The sequence below is a fragment of the Paenibacillus lactis genome, from assembly GCF_017873605.1.
Taxonomy (GTDB): domain Bacteria; phylum Bacillota; class Bacilli; order Paenibacillales; family Paenibacillaceae; genus Paenibacillus_AQ; species Paenibacillus_AQ lactis.
In genome coordinates, this window is record NZ_JAGGKI010000011.1 from 89,951 (window position 1) to 105,450 (window position 15,500).

11 protein-coding genes are annotated in these 15,500 nt (G+C 52.0%); 1 reads left to right on the top strand and 10 read right to left on the bottom strand.

Features of this window, described 5'->3' with window-relative positions; all coding sequences use genetic code 11:
- Window positions 1-9 precede the first annotated feature (9 nt).
- The 4 genes from J2Z18_RS19690 to J2Z18_RS19705 all read right to left on the bottom strand — a co-directional run bounded on the left by J2Z18_RS19690 (window position 10) and on the right by J2Z18_RS19705 (window position 6,254).
- Window positions 10-873, bottom strand: coding sequence for a carbohydrate ABC transporter permease (locus J2Z18_RS19690; RefSeq protein ID WP_208604298.1), 864 nt, complete (start codon window positions 871-873; stop codon window positions 10-12).
- A 14-nt stretch (window positions 874-887) separates the two neighbouring features.
- Complete coding sequence (locus J2Z18_RS19695; protein WP_007130194.1) at window positions 888-1,847, bottom strand: carbohydrate ABC transporter permease; 960 nt, start codon at window positions 1,845-1,847, stop codon at window positions 888-890.
- 20 nt (window positions 1,848-1,867) lie between these two features.
- Window positions 1,868-4,759, bottom strand: a complete 2,892-nt coding sequence (locus J2Z18_RS19700) for an extracellular solute-binding protein (RefSeq protein ID WP_007130195.1) — start codon at window positions 4,757-4,759, stop codon at window positions 1,868-1,870.
- Window positions 4,760-4,856: 97 nt separating this feature from the next.
- On the bottom strand, window positions 4,857-6,254 hold the full coding sequence (locus J2Z18_RS19705) for an extracellular solute-binding protein (protein WP_007130196.1): 1,398 nt from the start codon (window positions 6,252-6,254) through the stop codon (window positions 4,857-4,859).
- A gap of 295 nt (window positions 6,255-6,549) precedes the next feature.
- On the opposite strand from J2Z18_RS19705, the gene J2Z18_RS19710 reads away from it, so the two are divergent.
- The gene (locus J2Z18_RS19710) at window positions 6,550-7,245 is read left to right on the top strand and encodes a response regulator transcription factor (RefSeq protein WP_007130197.1); all 696 of its coding nucleotides are present in this window, start codon (window positions 6,550-6,552) and stop codon (window positions 7,243-7,245) included.
- A 74-nt stretch (window positions 7,246-7,319) separates the two neighbouring features.
- Here J2Z18_RS19710 and J2Z18_RS19715 read toward each other — a convergent pair whose 3' ends face one another.
- From J2Z18_RS19715 to J2Z18_RS19740, 6 genes are all read right to left on the bottom strand, one after another.
- Entirely contained in the window at window positions 7,320-8,963 is a 1,644-nt protein-coding gene (locus tag J2Z18_RS19715) for a response regulator transcription factor (protein WP_244152710.1), read from the bottom strand.
- Window position 8,964: 1 nt separating this feature from the next.
- Window positions 8,965-10,716, bottom strand: a complete 1,752-nt coding sequence (locus J2Z18_RS19720; protein ID WP_007130199.1) for a sensor histidine kinase — start codon at window positions 10,714-10,716, stop codon at window positions 8,965-8,967.
- 104 nt (window positions 10,717-10,820) lie between these two features.
- Window positions 10,821-11,741 carry a carbohydrate ABC transporter permease gene (locus J2Z18_RS19725; protein WP_007130200.1) on the bottom strand — a complete coding sequence of 307 codons (921 nt, stop codon included), beginning with the start codon at window positions 11,739-11,741 and terminating at the stop codon, window positions 10,821-10,823.
- Between the two features lie 12 nt (window positions 11,742-11,753).
- Window positions 11,754-12,653: an ABC transporter permease gene (locus J2Z18_RS19730; protein WP_007130201.1), complete on the bottom strand. Its 900-nt coding sequence runs from the start codon at window positions 12,651-12,653 to the stop codon at window positions 11,754-11,756.
- A gap of 69 nt (window positions 12,654-12,722) precedes the next feature.
- Window positions 12,723-14,432, bottom strand: coding sequence for an extracellular solute-binding protein (locus J2Z18_RS19735; protein WP_007130202.1), 1,710 nt, complete (start codon window positions 14,430-14,432; stop codon window positions 12,723-12,725).
- 275 nt (window positions 14,433-14,707) lie between these two features.
- Complete coding sequence (locus tag J2Z18_RS19740) at window positions 14,708-15,499, bottom strand: sulfite exporter TauE/SafE family protein (RefSeq protein ID WP_007130203.1); 792 nt, start codon at window positions 15,497-15,499, stop codon at window positions 14,708-14,710.
- Between the last annotated feature and the right edge of the window lies 1 nt (window position 15,500).

A 15,500-nucleotide genomic window follows, 5' to 3' on the forward strand; every position in this document is an offset into this window, starting at 1 on the left:
GCCTCCTTTCTAGTCCTTCATCCCTGAAGTGGCCATCGTCTGCATGACACTGCTCTGGGAGATGATAAAGAGCGTAATGGGAACGATCATCAGGAGCAGTGAAACAGCCGCGCCGACGCCGGCTCTTGCGATTCCGCCTTCCGTGATCTGTCCGAGCGCGAAATGTAACGTCTTCAGATGCTCGCTGTAAATGAAGCTGCCCCCATCGCTGCCCCAAAGTGCCGGAAATTGTAAAATCATTAGCGTCAGCCAGGCAGGCTTCACGTTCGGCATCACAATGGACCAGTAAATCCGATATTCGCTGGCCCCGTCGATTTTGGCTGCCTCAAGCAGGGCATCGGGAATCTGCTCCATGAATTGCTTCATCAGAAACAGCCCAAGCGGAAATGCCAAGGAAGGCACGATGATGGAGGCATGCGTATTGATCCAACCCAGCCAAGACATGACCATATAGTTGGGGATCGCCGTAACATGGGGCGAAAACATCAAGGCGAGCACCACAATCGAAAACAGCGCCCTTGAGCCGGGAAACCGGTATTTGGCCAGCGGATAGGCTGCTGCAGACGCCAGCAGGATATGTCCAGCCGTGCCAATGATGGTGATCAACAGCGTGTTTGCGAAATAACGCGATAAGGGTACCCACGAATTCCCCATTAACACCATCAAATCCAGGAAATTATCCATCGTCGGATTGTTCACGAAGAACCGCGGAGGGAATATGAACAATTCGTCCAGCGGTTTGAATGCGTTGTTCACCGCGTAAATCAAGGGCAATGCCATGAAGGCTCCGAACAAGGCGAGCAGCGCAAACAGCAAAATGCTAACGGGCAAAGAACGGTTCAGCGTTCTCGGCAGCCGGAAATATCGAATCATTTTCGCAGCCAACGTTACTCACCTATCCTTCTCAACATTTTTTGCGTTAATTTGTTGGTTCCGACCATCAGCAAGAACAGGAACGTCGCAATGGCCGATGCGTAGCCGAGTTCGAAGCGGATCGTGCCGAAGTCCATCAGATGGGTGACAATGGTGTGCGCCGCATAGTTAACGCTCGGAAACCCGGCGAGCGCGATGGAGATATCCGCGACCGCGAATGCGGTTGTGATCTGCATCACGGCCCCGAACATCAGCTGCGGCCTCATGGACGGCAGCGTAATATACCAGAGCTCCTGCCAGCGATTCTTGATGCCGTCCATCGCCCCCGCTTCGATCAGCGACTTGTCGATCGTTTGCAGGCCGGCGATAAACGCCAAAAAGCTGGTGCCCAGGCTCAGCCAAAGCTGTACGATAATCACGATCCATAGAATATAGTTTTCATTCAGGAGCCATTGAATCGGTTCCAGGATAAAGCCGGCCTTCATCAGAAACCCGTTTAAATACCCATAGCTGTCACCTGAGAAGATGATGAGCCAAATGAAGTAAACGTTGCCCGATATCGATGGCGCATAAAAGACCAACGTCATGAACGCCCGCACTTTGGGCGACAATTCATTAATGATCCATGCGAATACAAAACAGGCGATATAACTGACGGGACCGGTAATGACGGCGAACATCAGCGTATTCTTCAAGGCGATCATAAAGATATCATCATTCAGAAACAGCCTCGAATAATTTTGCCAACCGACGAATCTCGGAAATTCCAGCATGTTGAAATAGAAGAAACTTAGGGCAAAGGAAAAGACCACCGGAATGACCGTAAACAGAAAGAAAATAATCATATACGGACTCATCAGCAAATAATAGTGCTTGCTTCGCTTCAACTCTTTTATGAAAGAGACCCAACGGCTGTTCTTCTGCACATTCGCTTTGGGGCTCTTTACGGTTTGAATTACTGGTTCTCCTTGCATTGACTACCGCACCTCCCCTGTTAATATGGCAAATTGAACTCCTTCCGCTTGATCTCGATTTCATCGTTAATGTACAAAATATAATCGGATAAGGCTTCGCGCGGATTTTCGCTGGCATTTACCACTTTCCTGAAAGCATTGTCCAAATGCCGGCCTGTGAAATATCCTCCGGGCACCTGCGGAATGCCTCGTACCCACCGCCATTGGTTATCCAAATTCCGATAATCCTTCACCGGCCATGGCAGCTCCTCCAGCGCTTCGATGTTGGCCGTCGGATAGCGGGCAGCCTCTCCCATCAAGCCTTCCATCTCTCGACCATACGCAATTTGCGTCTCCTTGTCGGTCCACCACTTCAGAAATTCCCAAGCGGCCGCTTTGCTCTTCGAATTTTGAAGCAGCATGACGGCTGTCGTATGGCTGGCAACCTCGTGGTTCACGGTACCGTCCTCGCGTTCAGTCCCCGGCACAATCGTGAAATCCCACAGCCCCTTAATCTCGGGGGCCATGACCGTCAGCATGTTGTACGTCGTGTAATCCGCAATCCCGATCGGCATTTCCCCGGTCCGGAAACGGTTCGGGAAATCCGCTTGCAGCGGGAACTTGTAGCTGGTATAGAACTGCGTCCACTTCTTGAATGCCTCCATGGAGATATCCGAGTCGAGTGCACTCTTCGTATCGTTATCGCGGTAAAACTGCCCGCCGTTCTGGTACAGCAGCATCGCGAACGTCGCATTCGGGACCAGGCTTGCGTTGGTGGCTTCCAGCGGCAAATAAAATTGCATGTTGTGCTTCTGAAGCACGGAAATCAAGTCATAGATTTCTTGCCAGGTCGCGGGCGGCTTCAAGCCAAGTTCCTCCAAAATATCCTTGCGATAAAACAACATCGGGAAGGTCTGCTGCTCAGGCAAGGCGTAAACCCCGCCGTTATATTTGTACGGCTCCAGCCCGCTGTCGCGGAATCGGGTGACCACCTCTTCGAAATCATCGAATTTCGTTAAATCGGCTGCAGCGCCCCTCATCGCGTAGTTGACCGGCACGTCCTCGCCGATTTGCATGGCGACATCCGGACCTTCACCGGCAAGCGTGGCTGGCAGAAGGATATTTCCCGGAACAAGCCGGAGATGCACCGGAATACCCGACTCAGGCGTAAACGTGTCGTCGATCAATGCTTTCAGTACTTGCGCCTGATCGCGTCCGGTCGTTATCCACACGGTAATGGCATCTTCTTCATCGCCGGCGTTCCCGATGGTGTCATAATCTTCCGTATACGAAGCTGCGTAAGCGCCTAACTCATGGCCCGCGACCTCGAAAAACGACGCGTCCGGTTTGGGCAGCTTGCGATCCGGCGAATGAACGATTAGATAATCAAGCGAGATAGGCTGCTCTTTAATCTGCAGCATCCAGGTTCCGAGACCGCCCACGTTCACCTTATACGTGTCCAAGCGCTTGGCGACGGTTTCGGGATTTTCGGCGAGCTCGTTCAGCTGGTGCACCATTGAGTGCAGAACGGCCACCTTGTCGCTTCGCTCGCCTGTCGCTTCTTCCAGGTAATCGGCCACGCTTTGAATGATTTCGGCCTGCTCGGTGAACACCTCCACCATATCCGGAATCCGCTTCTCCAATTGATAATCCCGGAACGGATCCGGCGTATTGGAGGTGATCATTAGTATTTTGCGGTACATTTCGTTCAGTTCCAGCACGCTGGATTCTATCGTCTGCAAGAGCGGCGCGATCTCGCCAAGAGACACCATCATTCGGATCTGATGCGTCCCTTTGGTGAAATGGAATAAATAAGGTTCTTCCTCGCCCAGCACGTTCATTTGCCAATCGCGGTCATAATGAAAGCGGATTCGTTTCATTTCCTCAAAGGGAAACTCCCCGTCGATCATAAGGCTTCGTGTGGCAAATACGCCCCGGAGCTGGTCCTGCTTTTGCTTCAAGGCGATTTGGTACAAACCGTCTTCTTCCACCTCGAACTCCCATTCGATCCATTGCCCCGGCAGCTTCCAGTTAACGCCTCCGATGGTGTTGATTCTGATTTTGGAAACGTCGTACGGCTCAACGGTCGGGCTGGATCTGTCGGATGTAGGATACAAGGTCGGCGACGATTTCCGCTTGGCATCCTCCGCCTGGATCAGAATGTACTGATCCCGGGTCGGCTCCAAGCCCTCGGACTCATATTCATTCGCCAGCTCCTCGTATGTTCTCAAGGCATGATCCTGGTACAGCTCGATATAATCAATGGCCATCGGCTCCCGCAAGGACGTTAGCGTAAGCTTCTGCTTGCCCTTGTCAAAATAAAAGGAATACGGCTCATCATAGTAGCCGTACCGATCGGAGAGCGGCGCAAGCTGCCAGGAAGGCTGCTCGATCTGCCTTGGCCGCAGATCGTTTCCGCGGTTATCCTGCCTGATTTCCTCGTCCCGGTTTCCCCATACTCTGTCGAATAGCACGATATCCGCTCCCTTGAAAGGCACCTTGTCATTGATAGAGAATTGCCTTTCGATCGCCGAGCTCTTCCCTTCAATCGGATAATATCGGATCCGGACATGGTATAAGCCCGGTTCTTCCACGTTCAAGTCCCATGAGATAGAGCCTGCCTCTGGCGTGATCACGGATTTCCCTTCGGAGCCGTGTAATTTCTCCGCGATCTCGAATCCCTCCCCGGAGGTTGATACAAAGGACTCGCCTTCGATGCGGACGATGCGGTCCGGGCGGCTCGCCGATGCATGGGCGTCTAAATACTGGCTGTACCCGTCCTGCCCTTCCGTTTCTATGACCGCTTCAAAGTCGGAGATCGCTTGAACGAAGCCTTGGTTTGTCGATTTCGAAGGGTAGAAGGCCCATAGAGACAAAAAAAATAGGACGATGACAAGTATGGCGCTACCGAAACGCTTCTTCCTGGTGTTCAATTTCTCTCCCTCCCATACGGTTAATCCATCCAATGACAGTCCCTGCCGCAGCAATGCGCTGCGCAGGGACGATCGGTTCTTCGGCTAATGTTCAAGGTTACTTGCCATATACTTCGTCAATAGCCGCTTGGAACGTTGACTTGTATTTCTCAACAACGGTGGAAACGGATATTCCTTCATTCAGCTCGCCGACGAATTCCCAATATGGAAGTTTCGGAAAGGAGCCATGTTCCAGCACGATCAGGTTAGGCGCAGCCAGTCGCGCGTTGTTAAGGTCGTCCTCTGTCGAAAACACGGTCTCATAATCGGCTTGGTCCGGATACTCATATATGGAATCGATGTCATTGATCTTCTCCCAAATATATAAGAGCTGCTCCGGATTCTCGACTGATTTCGGAATCGCCAACGCCTGATATGCACCTTCCAAGGTATGGTAGGTTGTCGCGTTCGGTCCTTTCGGGAACGGTACGAAGCCGATATCGAAATCCGGCATATCCGTCTTGATTCCGCCAAGCTCATATAGTGCCCCTGCATACATTAACGTGTTGCCTTGGCGGAAAAACTGGCTCGGCTCCCTCCAATCGCCGCCTTCCGTCGGTCTGGCGATCTTCTCCGTAGCCAACCGGGAAACAAAGTTCAGGGCTTCCAATGTCGCGGGATCTTCAAGTGTCTGTTTGTTCTCTTTTGTAAGCCCGGTGTTGTTGGAATAAAGTGCATGCTCGATCAGGGATGAATTCGCGAGGCCCCAGGTATCTAACTTTCCGTCATTGTTTGTATCCTTATTCGAATCCTTGGCCACTTGAATAAACGTGTCCCAGTTCCATTGATCCTCATTCACATAATCCTGAAGCGGCTTTAAGCCCAGTTGATTCATAAGCGTACGGTTATAGAAAATGCCTTGGACAGTGTTTCCACGGGTCTCGCTAAACCCATAGCCTCTGCCTTCGTAAGTGAAGATTTGATTCGATGCCAATTGATCGAAAGCCCGAACGTTTTTCGTATACTCATCGATCGGCCAAAGTAAGTCCTGTTTGACAAGCGCCGGAATCGTATAGTTTTTGCCCAATCGTACGATATCGCCGATCGGCTCGCCGGCTAACAGGGAAGCCGTAACTTTCTCTTGGTATTCGCCGAAGTCGATGGCGATATATTCGATTTTGAAATTATGCTTCTCCATGAGCGCATCCAAATTCTTCTTTTTTGCAATCTCGTCCGGATTCCTTTCCTGATTCGTCATATCCCACCAAGAGACGACTTTAATCGTCTTACCGCCTAAATCGAAATCCATTTCCGGCGTTCTGTAAACTTCCTCCTCCTCCCCTCCGCTGTTTTCCGTCTCGCCAGGTTCCTTCGACGTCTCGTTTTCAGTGCCGCTATTCGTCTCCGATTCCACGGTTTCTTGGGTGCCGCTGCTTGGGTTACCCGAGCCTCCGCTGCAGGCTGCAAGCAGCAGAACCAATCCTAATAACAGAACCAATAATTTGCGAACACGCATCTTTAATCCCCCTCAACGTTTGATGTTTGGTCCAGATTCATCCAAAGTTTAGCGCTTACATTTCCATGCAACAACCTGGGGAAATCGAGATATTCTACCCCTGAAACGCTAGAAGGCCGTCTCCTGCAACGGCTTGTCCGCCGAGCTTTTTCAACCCAAGCTTTGCAAGAAGTAAAGAACGGTTAGCAATGCAAAGAAAAGCACATTGTGGAAATGGGGCGCCGGCCAACATAATGTAAGCGTAACCAATTTAATGGATATTCCGCTTATCGCAATATATGGGGAGGGAGTCATCATGTCTAAGTTACTGTATATCAATCTGGGCTGCTGCTCCGATGATGCGCTTCGCCTGCAGGATTGGGGCAAATGCGGGATGAACATGGAAATTTGCGATGATGATTCTGAGTCATCGCTGCATCGGATTGAGGAGAACGGCTATTCACTGGCGGTTATCAACATGAACGGCAGCCCCAAGAAAGGGCTGGAGCTGTGCGGCCGGATCCGGAGGGTAAGCCGTTTGCCCATCATTGTTGTCGAGGATACCATGGAATTTGCCTTCATCCGCAAAGCGCTGCAGCTGCAGGTAAGCGATTACGTACCCAGCACGTTGCCGGCTGAAGAACTGGTGAAAAGCGTAGCTGCTGTTAACGCGAACCAACGCCGCACTGAGGATGACGTCATTCACAGGGTCAAGGAATATGTGGGGAAAAAGCTGCACGAAAATATTACGCTCAAAGACATTTCAAGCAAATTCCATTTCAACCGCTCCTATCTTGGCCAAAAGTTCAAAAACCATGAAAATATGAGCTTTAACGAATATTTGTTCATTCAGCGCATGGAAAGAGCGAAAATGCTGCTGGAGCAAACGGATCTGAAGATTTACGAAATTGCGAATGAGGTGGGCTATACCGAAATCGACTGGTTTTATAAGCGATTTAAATCCTATACCGGCGTAAGCGCGAACGAATATCGGAAGATGGTCGCCTCCTAATCTGCCAGCCCAATGCAAATAAGTCCTTGGGTTATCCAAGGACTGCTGCCTGGCCATACGCCTGGTCGCTGCACTTATTGCGCTCCATCGCGGCTTAGCCTGACGGTTCGGTATTCCTGCGGCGTCAGGCCGGTCCATTTTTTAAAAAAACGGGTAAACGATTGCGGCATTTCGTATCCGATCAAACCACCGACCTCGGCTATCTTCAGTTCTTCCCTCTTCAGAAGCTCCTTCGCTTTGCGAATCCTGAGTTCGTCCATATAATCCGATAAATTGACGCCCCTTTCCTGCTTAAACAGCCTTGATAAGTAAGATGGATTGAAATGAAATTCATCCGCCAGCCTGACAAGGGACAGATCCTCGCTGAGGTTTTGTTCAATGAATGAACAAATTTTTTCAATGACGCCGGCAGCCCTCTTCTGTTCTCCGCTTTTCCGGAGTGAAAACAAAACGTCAGCAACGCCTTTCAAATAACCGAAGGCTTCCCTCCACGAACGATAGTCTTCCAGCTTCATCAGGCCGAACGAACCGATCTCACGGATTTCCCACCGATTGATGTAAGACAGAAGCACAAGCGCAACCGTATAGCAAAGCTCCGTCATATTGGGATCCCCCCGCTCGAGTTCGTAAGCTGCCGGTTCGGTCAAGTCATCGAACAGCCCCATGAACTCCTCTCTTCTGCCGGCTTCCAAATGGACGGCCAGCGTCTCGAACTTATCGCGCAAGGATCTGTTAAGAATCGTAGCGGACGGCGCGGCTTCCTCGCTCGGAAACACCTTCTGGACCATCCGCGTTCCGTCACCGGTCCGATCATGCTGGTACCGTCTCATTTTATCGTATATGGCAGGCAGTCCTTCCCAGGCGAATGCCTCACCGCATAGTGTCACGGCTACCGACGCCTCAAGCGATTCCAGGCAGGATTGCTGAATCAGCTCAAACGTTCCCTCCAGAAACATGACCGTCTGTGCGAAAGCGTCCGTCCATTCCGATCCGCTCCACCGCTTGGGCTGGATGAGCCAGATCAGATCCCCGTATCGATCGATGAAACCGATGCTGCTCGTCCGCTCTGCCAGGAAAGCCTCTGCCAGAAACTTAACCGCAAGCGCCGTCTCCCGACGGTCGACATACGTGGGGGATCTTCCCGCGGACCCGCCAGACGTTACGCTGCCCAGCCCGATCAGAATCGGCATGGACGCATCCAGCGGAATTTGCAGGCGCCTGAAGTCTTCCTCCAATTCCCGTTCGAAGAGCACGTCGTGGAATAACAAATTTCGAAAATAGTCCCCGTGGGCAAGCGTCTCCAGCGTATCCAGCTGCTCTTTCGACCGCCGGATCAGATCATTCGCCCGCAGCGTCTCTTCCAGTTCCTTGAGCGCTCGCTCGACGGCCGCGATCAATTTCGGGTAGCCTTCGTTTTTGAGCACGTATTGCACGTCCGGCGCTTGAATCGCTTGATAGACATAATTGAAGTCGTTATGCCCTGTCAGGAACACGATTTTGCACTGCGGCCAATTGAGACGTATCGTTTCCATCAGCTCCAGGCCGTCCATGCCTGGCATGCAGATATCGGATAGTACGACATCGACCCGCGTCCGGTTCAACAGTTCCAGCGCCTCTTGCCCCGAATAGGCTTTGTAGATGTCCAGGTCAAGGTTCAATTTTCCGAAAATATCCGCCAGCCCATCGGTGATAATTTCTTCGTCGTCAACGATCAACATTCTATACACTTGACGGTTCACCTCCATCGCCAAGAAGTATTGTTACGGCAAGCCCCCCAAGCTCGCTACGTTCTGTCCGTAATCCGGCATCCTCCCCGAATGTGATGCGGATCCGGCGATGAATGTTCACCATCCCTGTCGTTTCGGCCTGGTCCTGTTCCTCATACAAGGACTTCCGGATCTGCTCCAGCGCCTCGTCCGTCAACCGGTCTCCGTTATCCTCCACGATGACGCGAGCCTGGCCGTCCGCCCCTTCGAATCGCACCACAATCAAACCATTCTTCGTCTTTTTTTCTAGGCTGTGCTTGAATGCGTTTTCAATGATCGGTTGAACGATCAACCGCGGCACGGGAAGCGGCCGCAGCTCATCCGGCAGCGGATCAAAGCGTACCTGAATCCTTCTCGAAAACCGTAGCTCCTGAATTTCTGCATACATTCTCGCATGATGAACTTCCTGCTCCAATGCAACCAAATCCGATGCATTCCTCGTCACGAATTCGAAATACTCCCCGAGCAGCGTCGTAAATTGTTCGATCCGTTCCGTATCTCCCGTCTTGGCCATCGTATTCAGGATAAAAAAGCTGTTATATAAAAAGTGCGGGTTGATTTGCGATTGCAGCTGCTTCAGCTCCGCCCGCTGCGTCATGATTTTCTGCTTGTAGACTTGATCGATCAAAGAGCGCAAATTGTCCACCATCTGGTTAAACCTGCCGTATAAGTACCTGAACTCGTCCTTGGATTCATGGGCGATATGGATGCTCAGATCCCCGTGCTCGATCCTTCTGAAGCCTTTAACTAAAGCCAGCATAGGTTTGTGGATGAACTTATAGGTAGACAGCGCAAAAACGCCAAATATCCCCAGCGCCGCTGCGGCAAATCCCCATGCCCATTTGTAGAACTTGCTCAGCGGCTTCTGTACGACCTTCTCGGGAATGAAACGATAGATCGACAGCGCTAGCTCCGGCGAGTGGGCCTGCACGGCATAGTATCGGTTCCCGTTTACGGTCAGCCGCGAAGGAGTGTCCTCCAGGAGCGCCGGGATTTCCCGCAGGAAAAGGGGGAGGCTAACGTTAGCCAGCTCCCCTGTCCCGTTCGCGACGGCAACCTTGGCGCTGTCCGACAGGAGCAGCGTTCCGCTGCCGGGGTACGTATTGAATTGGGCGAGCGCTTCCTGCAGCCGCTGCTCGTCCAGCTCGATCTCGACCGTGAACAGCGGCTCTGCCCTTTTGATACCCCGCTGTTTCATGGCGCCAAGGAACAAGCCTCCGTTCCATTCAATGAGCTGAGAGCCGCTGCCAAAGACGGAACGGATTTCCCGGAAGCGTTCGGGCCTAAATTCACGCACCCCATCTCCGGCTGAAATCGTGCGGCCGATAGCCGCGATATGAACACTGACATCCTTGATATACATGCTGCTGTTCTGAACAGTATACAGCCGCTTGATCAACGAATTCATGTTCTCGGTACGGGCGATCGTCGCCATCGTCTCCCAGGTCAGGACCAGTTCATTCAGGTTTTCATCCTCCAGCAGGCTGTACTGCAGCATTTTCATGCGTTCGATTTCGTTTTCCAGATCGGTCAGGTAGAATTCGGATTGCGCCGCTGCCGTCTTGGTAATGTCGGAGCTGGCCGTTTGCACGTTCCAATGGTAAAGATACACGGCAAATAACAGAATCGGCACCATAATGAGCAGAAACGTCACGATCAACCGGAGAAATATCGTATTGCGCAGTGAAAAGTCCCGTCGGAACATCAATGGCATTGCCCCCAGCATTTTTTATTCGATTATAGCCTACATCTCGTCAGGGCAGCCAGACTTATGGCGGGCAACATCGACTTGCGCTGTGTCCTTAGCCCTTAGCCCTTCACGCTTCCGAGAACGATGCCCTTTACGAAATATTTCTGCAAGAACGGGTATGCCAAAATAATCGGAAGCGAGCCGAGAAAGATCTGCGACGATTTCAGCGTCCGATCGGAGATCAGCGCCAGGTTCAGCATATCGTCCCTCGACATATTCGACAGGTTTTGCTGGATTACGATCGTTTGAATATAGCTTTGCAGCGGATAATTGGACGGGTCTCCCATCAGCAGCAGTCCGTCGAACCAGCTGTTCCAGTGCTCAACCATGGAAAACAAAGCAAGCGTGGCAAGCGCAGGCTTGGATATCGGGACAAAAATCGACCACATGGTCCGCCAGTGGCTCGCTCCGTCGATGAGCGCCGCCTCTTCAAGCTCCTTCGGAATTTCCCTGAAAAAATTAAGCAGCAGAACGACGCTGAACACGGGAACCGCGCTCGGCAAAATCAATGCCCATATCGTATCCAGCATGCCGTATTCTTTTATCGTTGAATACCAAGGAATCAGGCCGCCATTAAACAGCATCGTGATGAAAAAGATCCACGCGTACGCGCTCCGAAGCCGAAAAGAACGTGTCTCTTTCGATAACGGGTAGGCAATCAACACGGTCAGCAGCAAATTAAGCGGAGTGCCCAAGCCGATCCTCGTGAGCGACACCAGCATCGAATCCCAAAACTCGTGGCGGCTTGCCGTATACATGTAGGAAGCCAGCGTCACGTCGACAGGCCACAGCTTCACATATCCCGCCGAAGCCGCCGCGCTGGAACTAAAGGAAACCGCAATGATGTGAATCAAAGGAAGAACGCAAATCAGCGAGATCAAAATCAAGAAAATGGCATTGATCAGGGAAAACCATTCAAACCGCCTTTTTTGCCGGATACGGCCCCCTTCAGCCGAAGATGGCACCAATCGTTGCTGCATCGTTTCCCCCCCTTAAAATATCCGGTATTTCGCAAACCGATAAGCCAAAAAGTAGGAGCCCGATATCAGCGTGAGCGATATGACCGATTTAAAAAATCCGACCGCCGTCGCCACCCCGTACTGGGCATCAAGCAAACCGATCCGATAAACGAACGTATCCAGAATGTCCCCGCTTTCGTACACTTGCGGGCTGTATAAATTAAACACCTGATCGAAGCCGGCATTCAGCAGCTGTCCCAGGCTTAACACCGACAACAGGACGATTACCATGCGCATGCCCGGAATCGTGATATGCCATATTTTCCGCCAGCGGTTCGCCCCGTCGATCGTTGCCGCTTCGTATAACCCCGGATCAATTCCGGTAATCGCAGCCAAGTACACGATCGTGCCGTACCCGAAGTTTTTCCACACGTCGGAAGCAATGAGCGTGAACGGAAACCATTCGTTATCGCCCAGGAAAAAGATCTTGGGGATGCCCAGCAGGCCGAGAAATCCGTTGACGATGCCTCCCGACGGGGAGAGGATATCGATCAGGATACCGCCAAGCACGACCCAGGACAGGAAATAAGGCAAGTAAATGGCCGTTTGGACCGATCGCTTGATCACATTGTTTTTGAGTTCGTTCAACAGGACGGCGAACACGATTGGAACAATGAGCCCCAAAATGAGCTTGAAGCTCGAAATAAACAGCGTATTCCACAAAACCTGCGTAAAATTCGGCAGGCTCATCACATACTCGAAATTGTTCCATCCGACCCATTGCTGATCGCCGAAGAGGCCTTTGGCAGGGATAAACCTCTGAAACGCGATCGTGATGCCGGCCATCGGAATGTACGAAAATAAAACGATTAGAATCAATCCCGGCAATATCATCACATGGAGCGGCAGCTCTCTTCGCCATTTCGCTTTCATTCGTGAACCTCCAATTCGTAGGTAACAGGTTCGGAGGGAGTAACGACAAGGTTCTCCCTCCGGCCCGGATTATCGCTTCGCCTGTTCGTACCACTCGTTGACTTCTTGCGTGATTTGATCCCCGCCGAGCTTTTTCCAATCCTCTACGAACTGGTCGAAGGTGTCGATGGATTCGCCTAAAATAATCTTGACGAAAACCTCGTTTTGCATTTTTTCGAGCGTCGTCTTGCGCTCGACCATCGTCGGCGTCGGAGCGCCGACGAATTTTTCCTGCAGGAATTGGTCGTTTTTATCGTATTGGTCGGCGATTCCCATGGAGCCCTGTTCCCCGTATATCCTTTCCCAGCCCCATAGCGCAAAGCCGTCGGATGAGCCCGATTCATAAGCTTCCAGTTTTTCCTGGATCGTCTTGGCCTCTCCGGTTAACTTCGAGAAATCGCCGGCCTTGCGCGCAGCATCGATTTCCCGGAATGCATCCACGTTCTTCATGACCGGATACGGCGTGACCGGAGACAGCTGCCACACGCTTTCGGCTTCCGGCGGCGCAAAGTATTTATCGAATTCGGCGGTTTTCCCCCAGTTTTTCTCGAGATGCAGATTGAACATTTTGATGACGGCTTCCGGATAGGCCGCATCCTTCTTGACGGCGAAGAATCGGGTGGTGCTGAATTTGAGCGGCACCTTCGGTGCTTCCCCCGATTCGGATACGATCGGGAACGCTTGCCACTGCGCATTCGGATCGTTATCGCGATTCAGCTGAAGCGGCCAAATGGAATTCCACTGCTCGCCGTACTCCATACCGATCTTGCCGGCCGAGATTTGCTCCGAAACCTTGCCTCCGTCTTTGATACCGAACTCTTGGTCGATCTGTCCGTTTTTGGACATCTCTTGCAAAACCTGAAGCGCCTTTTTCACTTCCGGCTGGATGCTCCCAAAGACGAGCTTGCCGGAGTCATCCTCGATCCAAATGTTAGGGTAGGCATTATATCCGGCCATAAACCCCTCAAGCCCCATCGCGCCCCCCCATAAATCCTTGGTAACGCCAAGTCCGTACGTATCCTGCACACCATTCCCGTCCGGATCGTTCTCCGTAAACGCTTTCGATATGGCGAGTACGTCAGCCATCGTTTTCGGCGGCGCAAGTCCCAGCTTCTCCAGCCAGTCCGTCCGGATCCAGATGTACATGGAACGCTCGATCGAGGATTCCAGTTGAGGAATCGCCATCAGCTTTCCGTCGAACGTAGCGGCGTCAAAAGCACTCGTCCCTTCTTGAAGCAGCACTTCCTTCGTCATTGGGGAAGCGTACGTTTCGTAAAGTTCCGTCATATCCATGATTTGGTCCGAATCCGCCAATTGCTTGAGCTGGGTGGCGTTGACCGGAATCACGTCCGGAAGGTCGCCCGAAGCCAGCGTCACGTTAATTTTCTGCAGGTATTGGTCGGAGGTTGGACTGCCTTTGACCACCCATTTGTACTTGACTTTGATGCCAAGCTCCTGCTCATACAATTGCGTCCATCGATTGTTGTCGATCGTTTCGTCTTTAAGCACGCCCAGCACGTTATTTTCCACGACGTCGCTAAGATCCCTTACGAACGATACCTCGACTGGCGGATCATATTTGCCGAAAGGGCCGTCATTCGCTATGGTGCTTGGATCGGTCTTGGACGTTTCGTTTGAACTGCCGCTGCCGGACCCGCTGACTCCGCAGGCCGAGAGCAGGAGTGACGCCATGAATAATACGGATATCGCTCTCCGCCATACTGAATTCCTTTTTTGCATTTGCATCCCCCGTTCCAATGGATTCAAGATCTGTACTTGGTTACGCTTTCATTATGGAATGGCGTGCATTCCGTTACAACGTTCATCTTTTTACTTTGCTTCTCCTTCATTTACCAACTCCACTCGGTACCTTGATAATGTCTAGACGTATAAAGGTTTTCGTGAAGATCCAGCTGACCCCTGATATGTACTTCGCTAAGCATAGAAAAAACCAACCAGATCACCCGGTTGGCTTAAACAAACGTAAATGGGCTCAACGCAAGAACCCGGACGCTCTATCCTTTAAACATCAGCCGGATCGCCACGATGAACAAGCATACCGACAATATCCGCACGATGACGAGCCCCGGTATTTTGGAGGCAAGCTTGGCACCGATTTGGCCCCCGGCCAGTGCTCCGATCGCAAGCCAAATGAACGTCCCCCATAACACATGGTCAAGCACGACATGAGAGATGGTTCCCACCAGCGAGGAGAGCAGAATCGAAAACATGGACGTTGCGGTGGCGATATGCGGCGGAAAGGCCAGGAACAGGATCATCGTAGGCACCATTACCGAGCCGCCGCCGATGCCGAACAAGCTGGAGATGAACCCGACAAAAAGCGCAACCCCGGAGCCGAACCACAAATTGAACGCATAGCGATGCTCAGCGCCGGAGGCATCGATGAAGTTTCTTGTCACCGTCGGCCGGAGGAAGCCGCCCCGGCTCTGGGTCGGCTTGAAGTTGATCACAACCGCCATCAGCATCAGGAAGAGTCCAAGCGCTATAAAAAAGACGCGGCTGCCCACAATGCTGGTTGTCCAGGCACCCAGCACAGAGCCCGGTATCATGGCTACCGAGAACGCCAGGCCGCTCCGGTAATCAATTCGTTTTTGCCTCGCATAGGCCCATGTGCTGGAGATCGCACTGACGAACAGAACGGCCATTGATGTGCCCGATATCTGGGACACCGGCATTGTATACATGAGGGCCAGTACCGGCACAATGATAAATCCGCCTCCAAGGCCGGCAATCGCCCCGCTCACCGCGGCCAGCATTCCGACAAGCACCAGCAAAACATATTCCATA

Bases quoted from the DNA above. Each gene is read 5' to 3' on its own strand.
- J2Z18_RS19715 (WP_244152710.1), bottom strand. From the start codon at position 8,963: ATGTTGATCGTTGACGACGAAGAAATTATCACCGATGGGCTGGCGGAT.
- J2Z18_RS19710 (WP_007130197.1), top strand. From the start codon at position 6,550: ATGTCTAAGTTACTGTATATCAATCTGGGCTGCTGCTCCGATGATGCG.
- J2Z18_RS19705 (WP_007130196.1), bottom strand. From the start codon at position 6,254: ATGCGTGTTCGCAAATTATTGGTTCTGTTATTAGGATTGGTTCTGCTG.
- J2Z18_RS19725 (WP_007130200.1), bottom strand. From the start codon at position 11,741: ATGCAGCAACGATTGGTGCCATCTTCGGCTGAAGGGGGCCGTATCCGG.
- J2Z18_RS19740 (WP_007130203.1), bottom strand. From the start codon at position 15,499: ATGGAATATGTTTTGCTGGTGCTTGTCGGAATGCTGGCCGCGGTGAGC.
- J2Z18_RS19735 (WP_007130202.1), bottom strand. From the start codon at position 14,432: ATGCAAAAAAGGAATTCAGTATGGCGGAGAGCGATATCCGTATTATTC.
- J2Z18_RS19695 (WP_007130194.1), bottom strand. From the start codon at position 1,847: ATGCAAGGAGAACCAGTAATTCAAACCGTAAAGAGCCCCAAAGCGAAT.
- J2Z18_RS19730 (WP_007130201.1), bottom strand. From the start codon at position 12,653: ATGAAAGCGAAATGGCGAAGAGAGCTGCCGCTCCATGTGATGATATTG.
- J2Z18_RS19690 (WP_208604298.1), bottom strand. From the start codon at position 873: ATGATTCGATATTTCCGGCTGCCGAGAACGCTGAACCGTTCTTTGCCC.
- J2Z18_RS19720 (WP_007130199.1), bottom strand. From the start codon at position 10,716: ATGTTCCGACGGGACTTTTCACTGCGCAATACGATATTTCTCCGGTTG.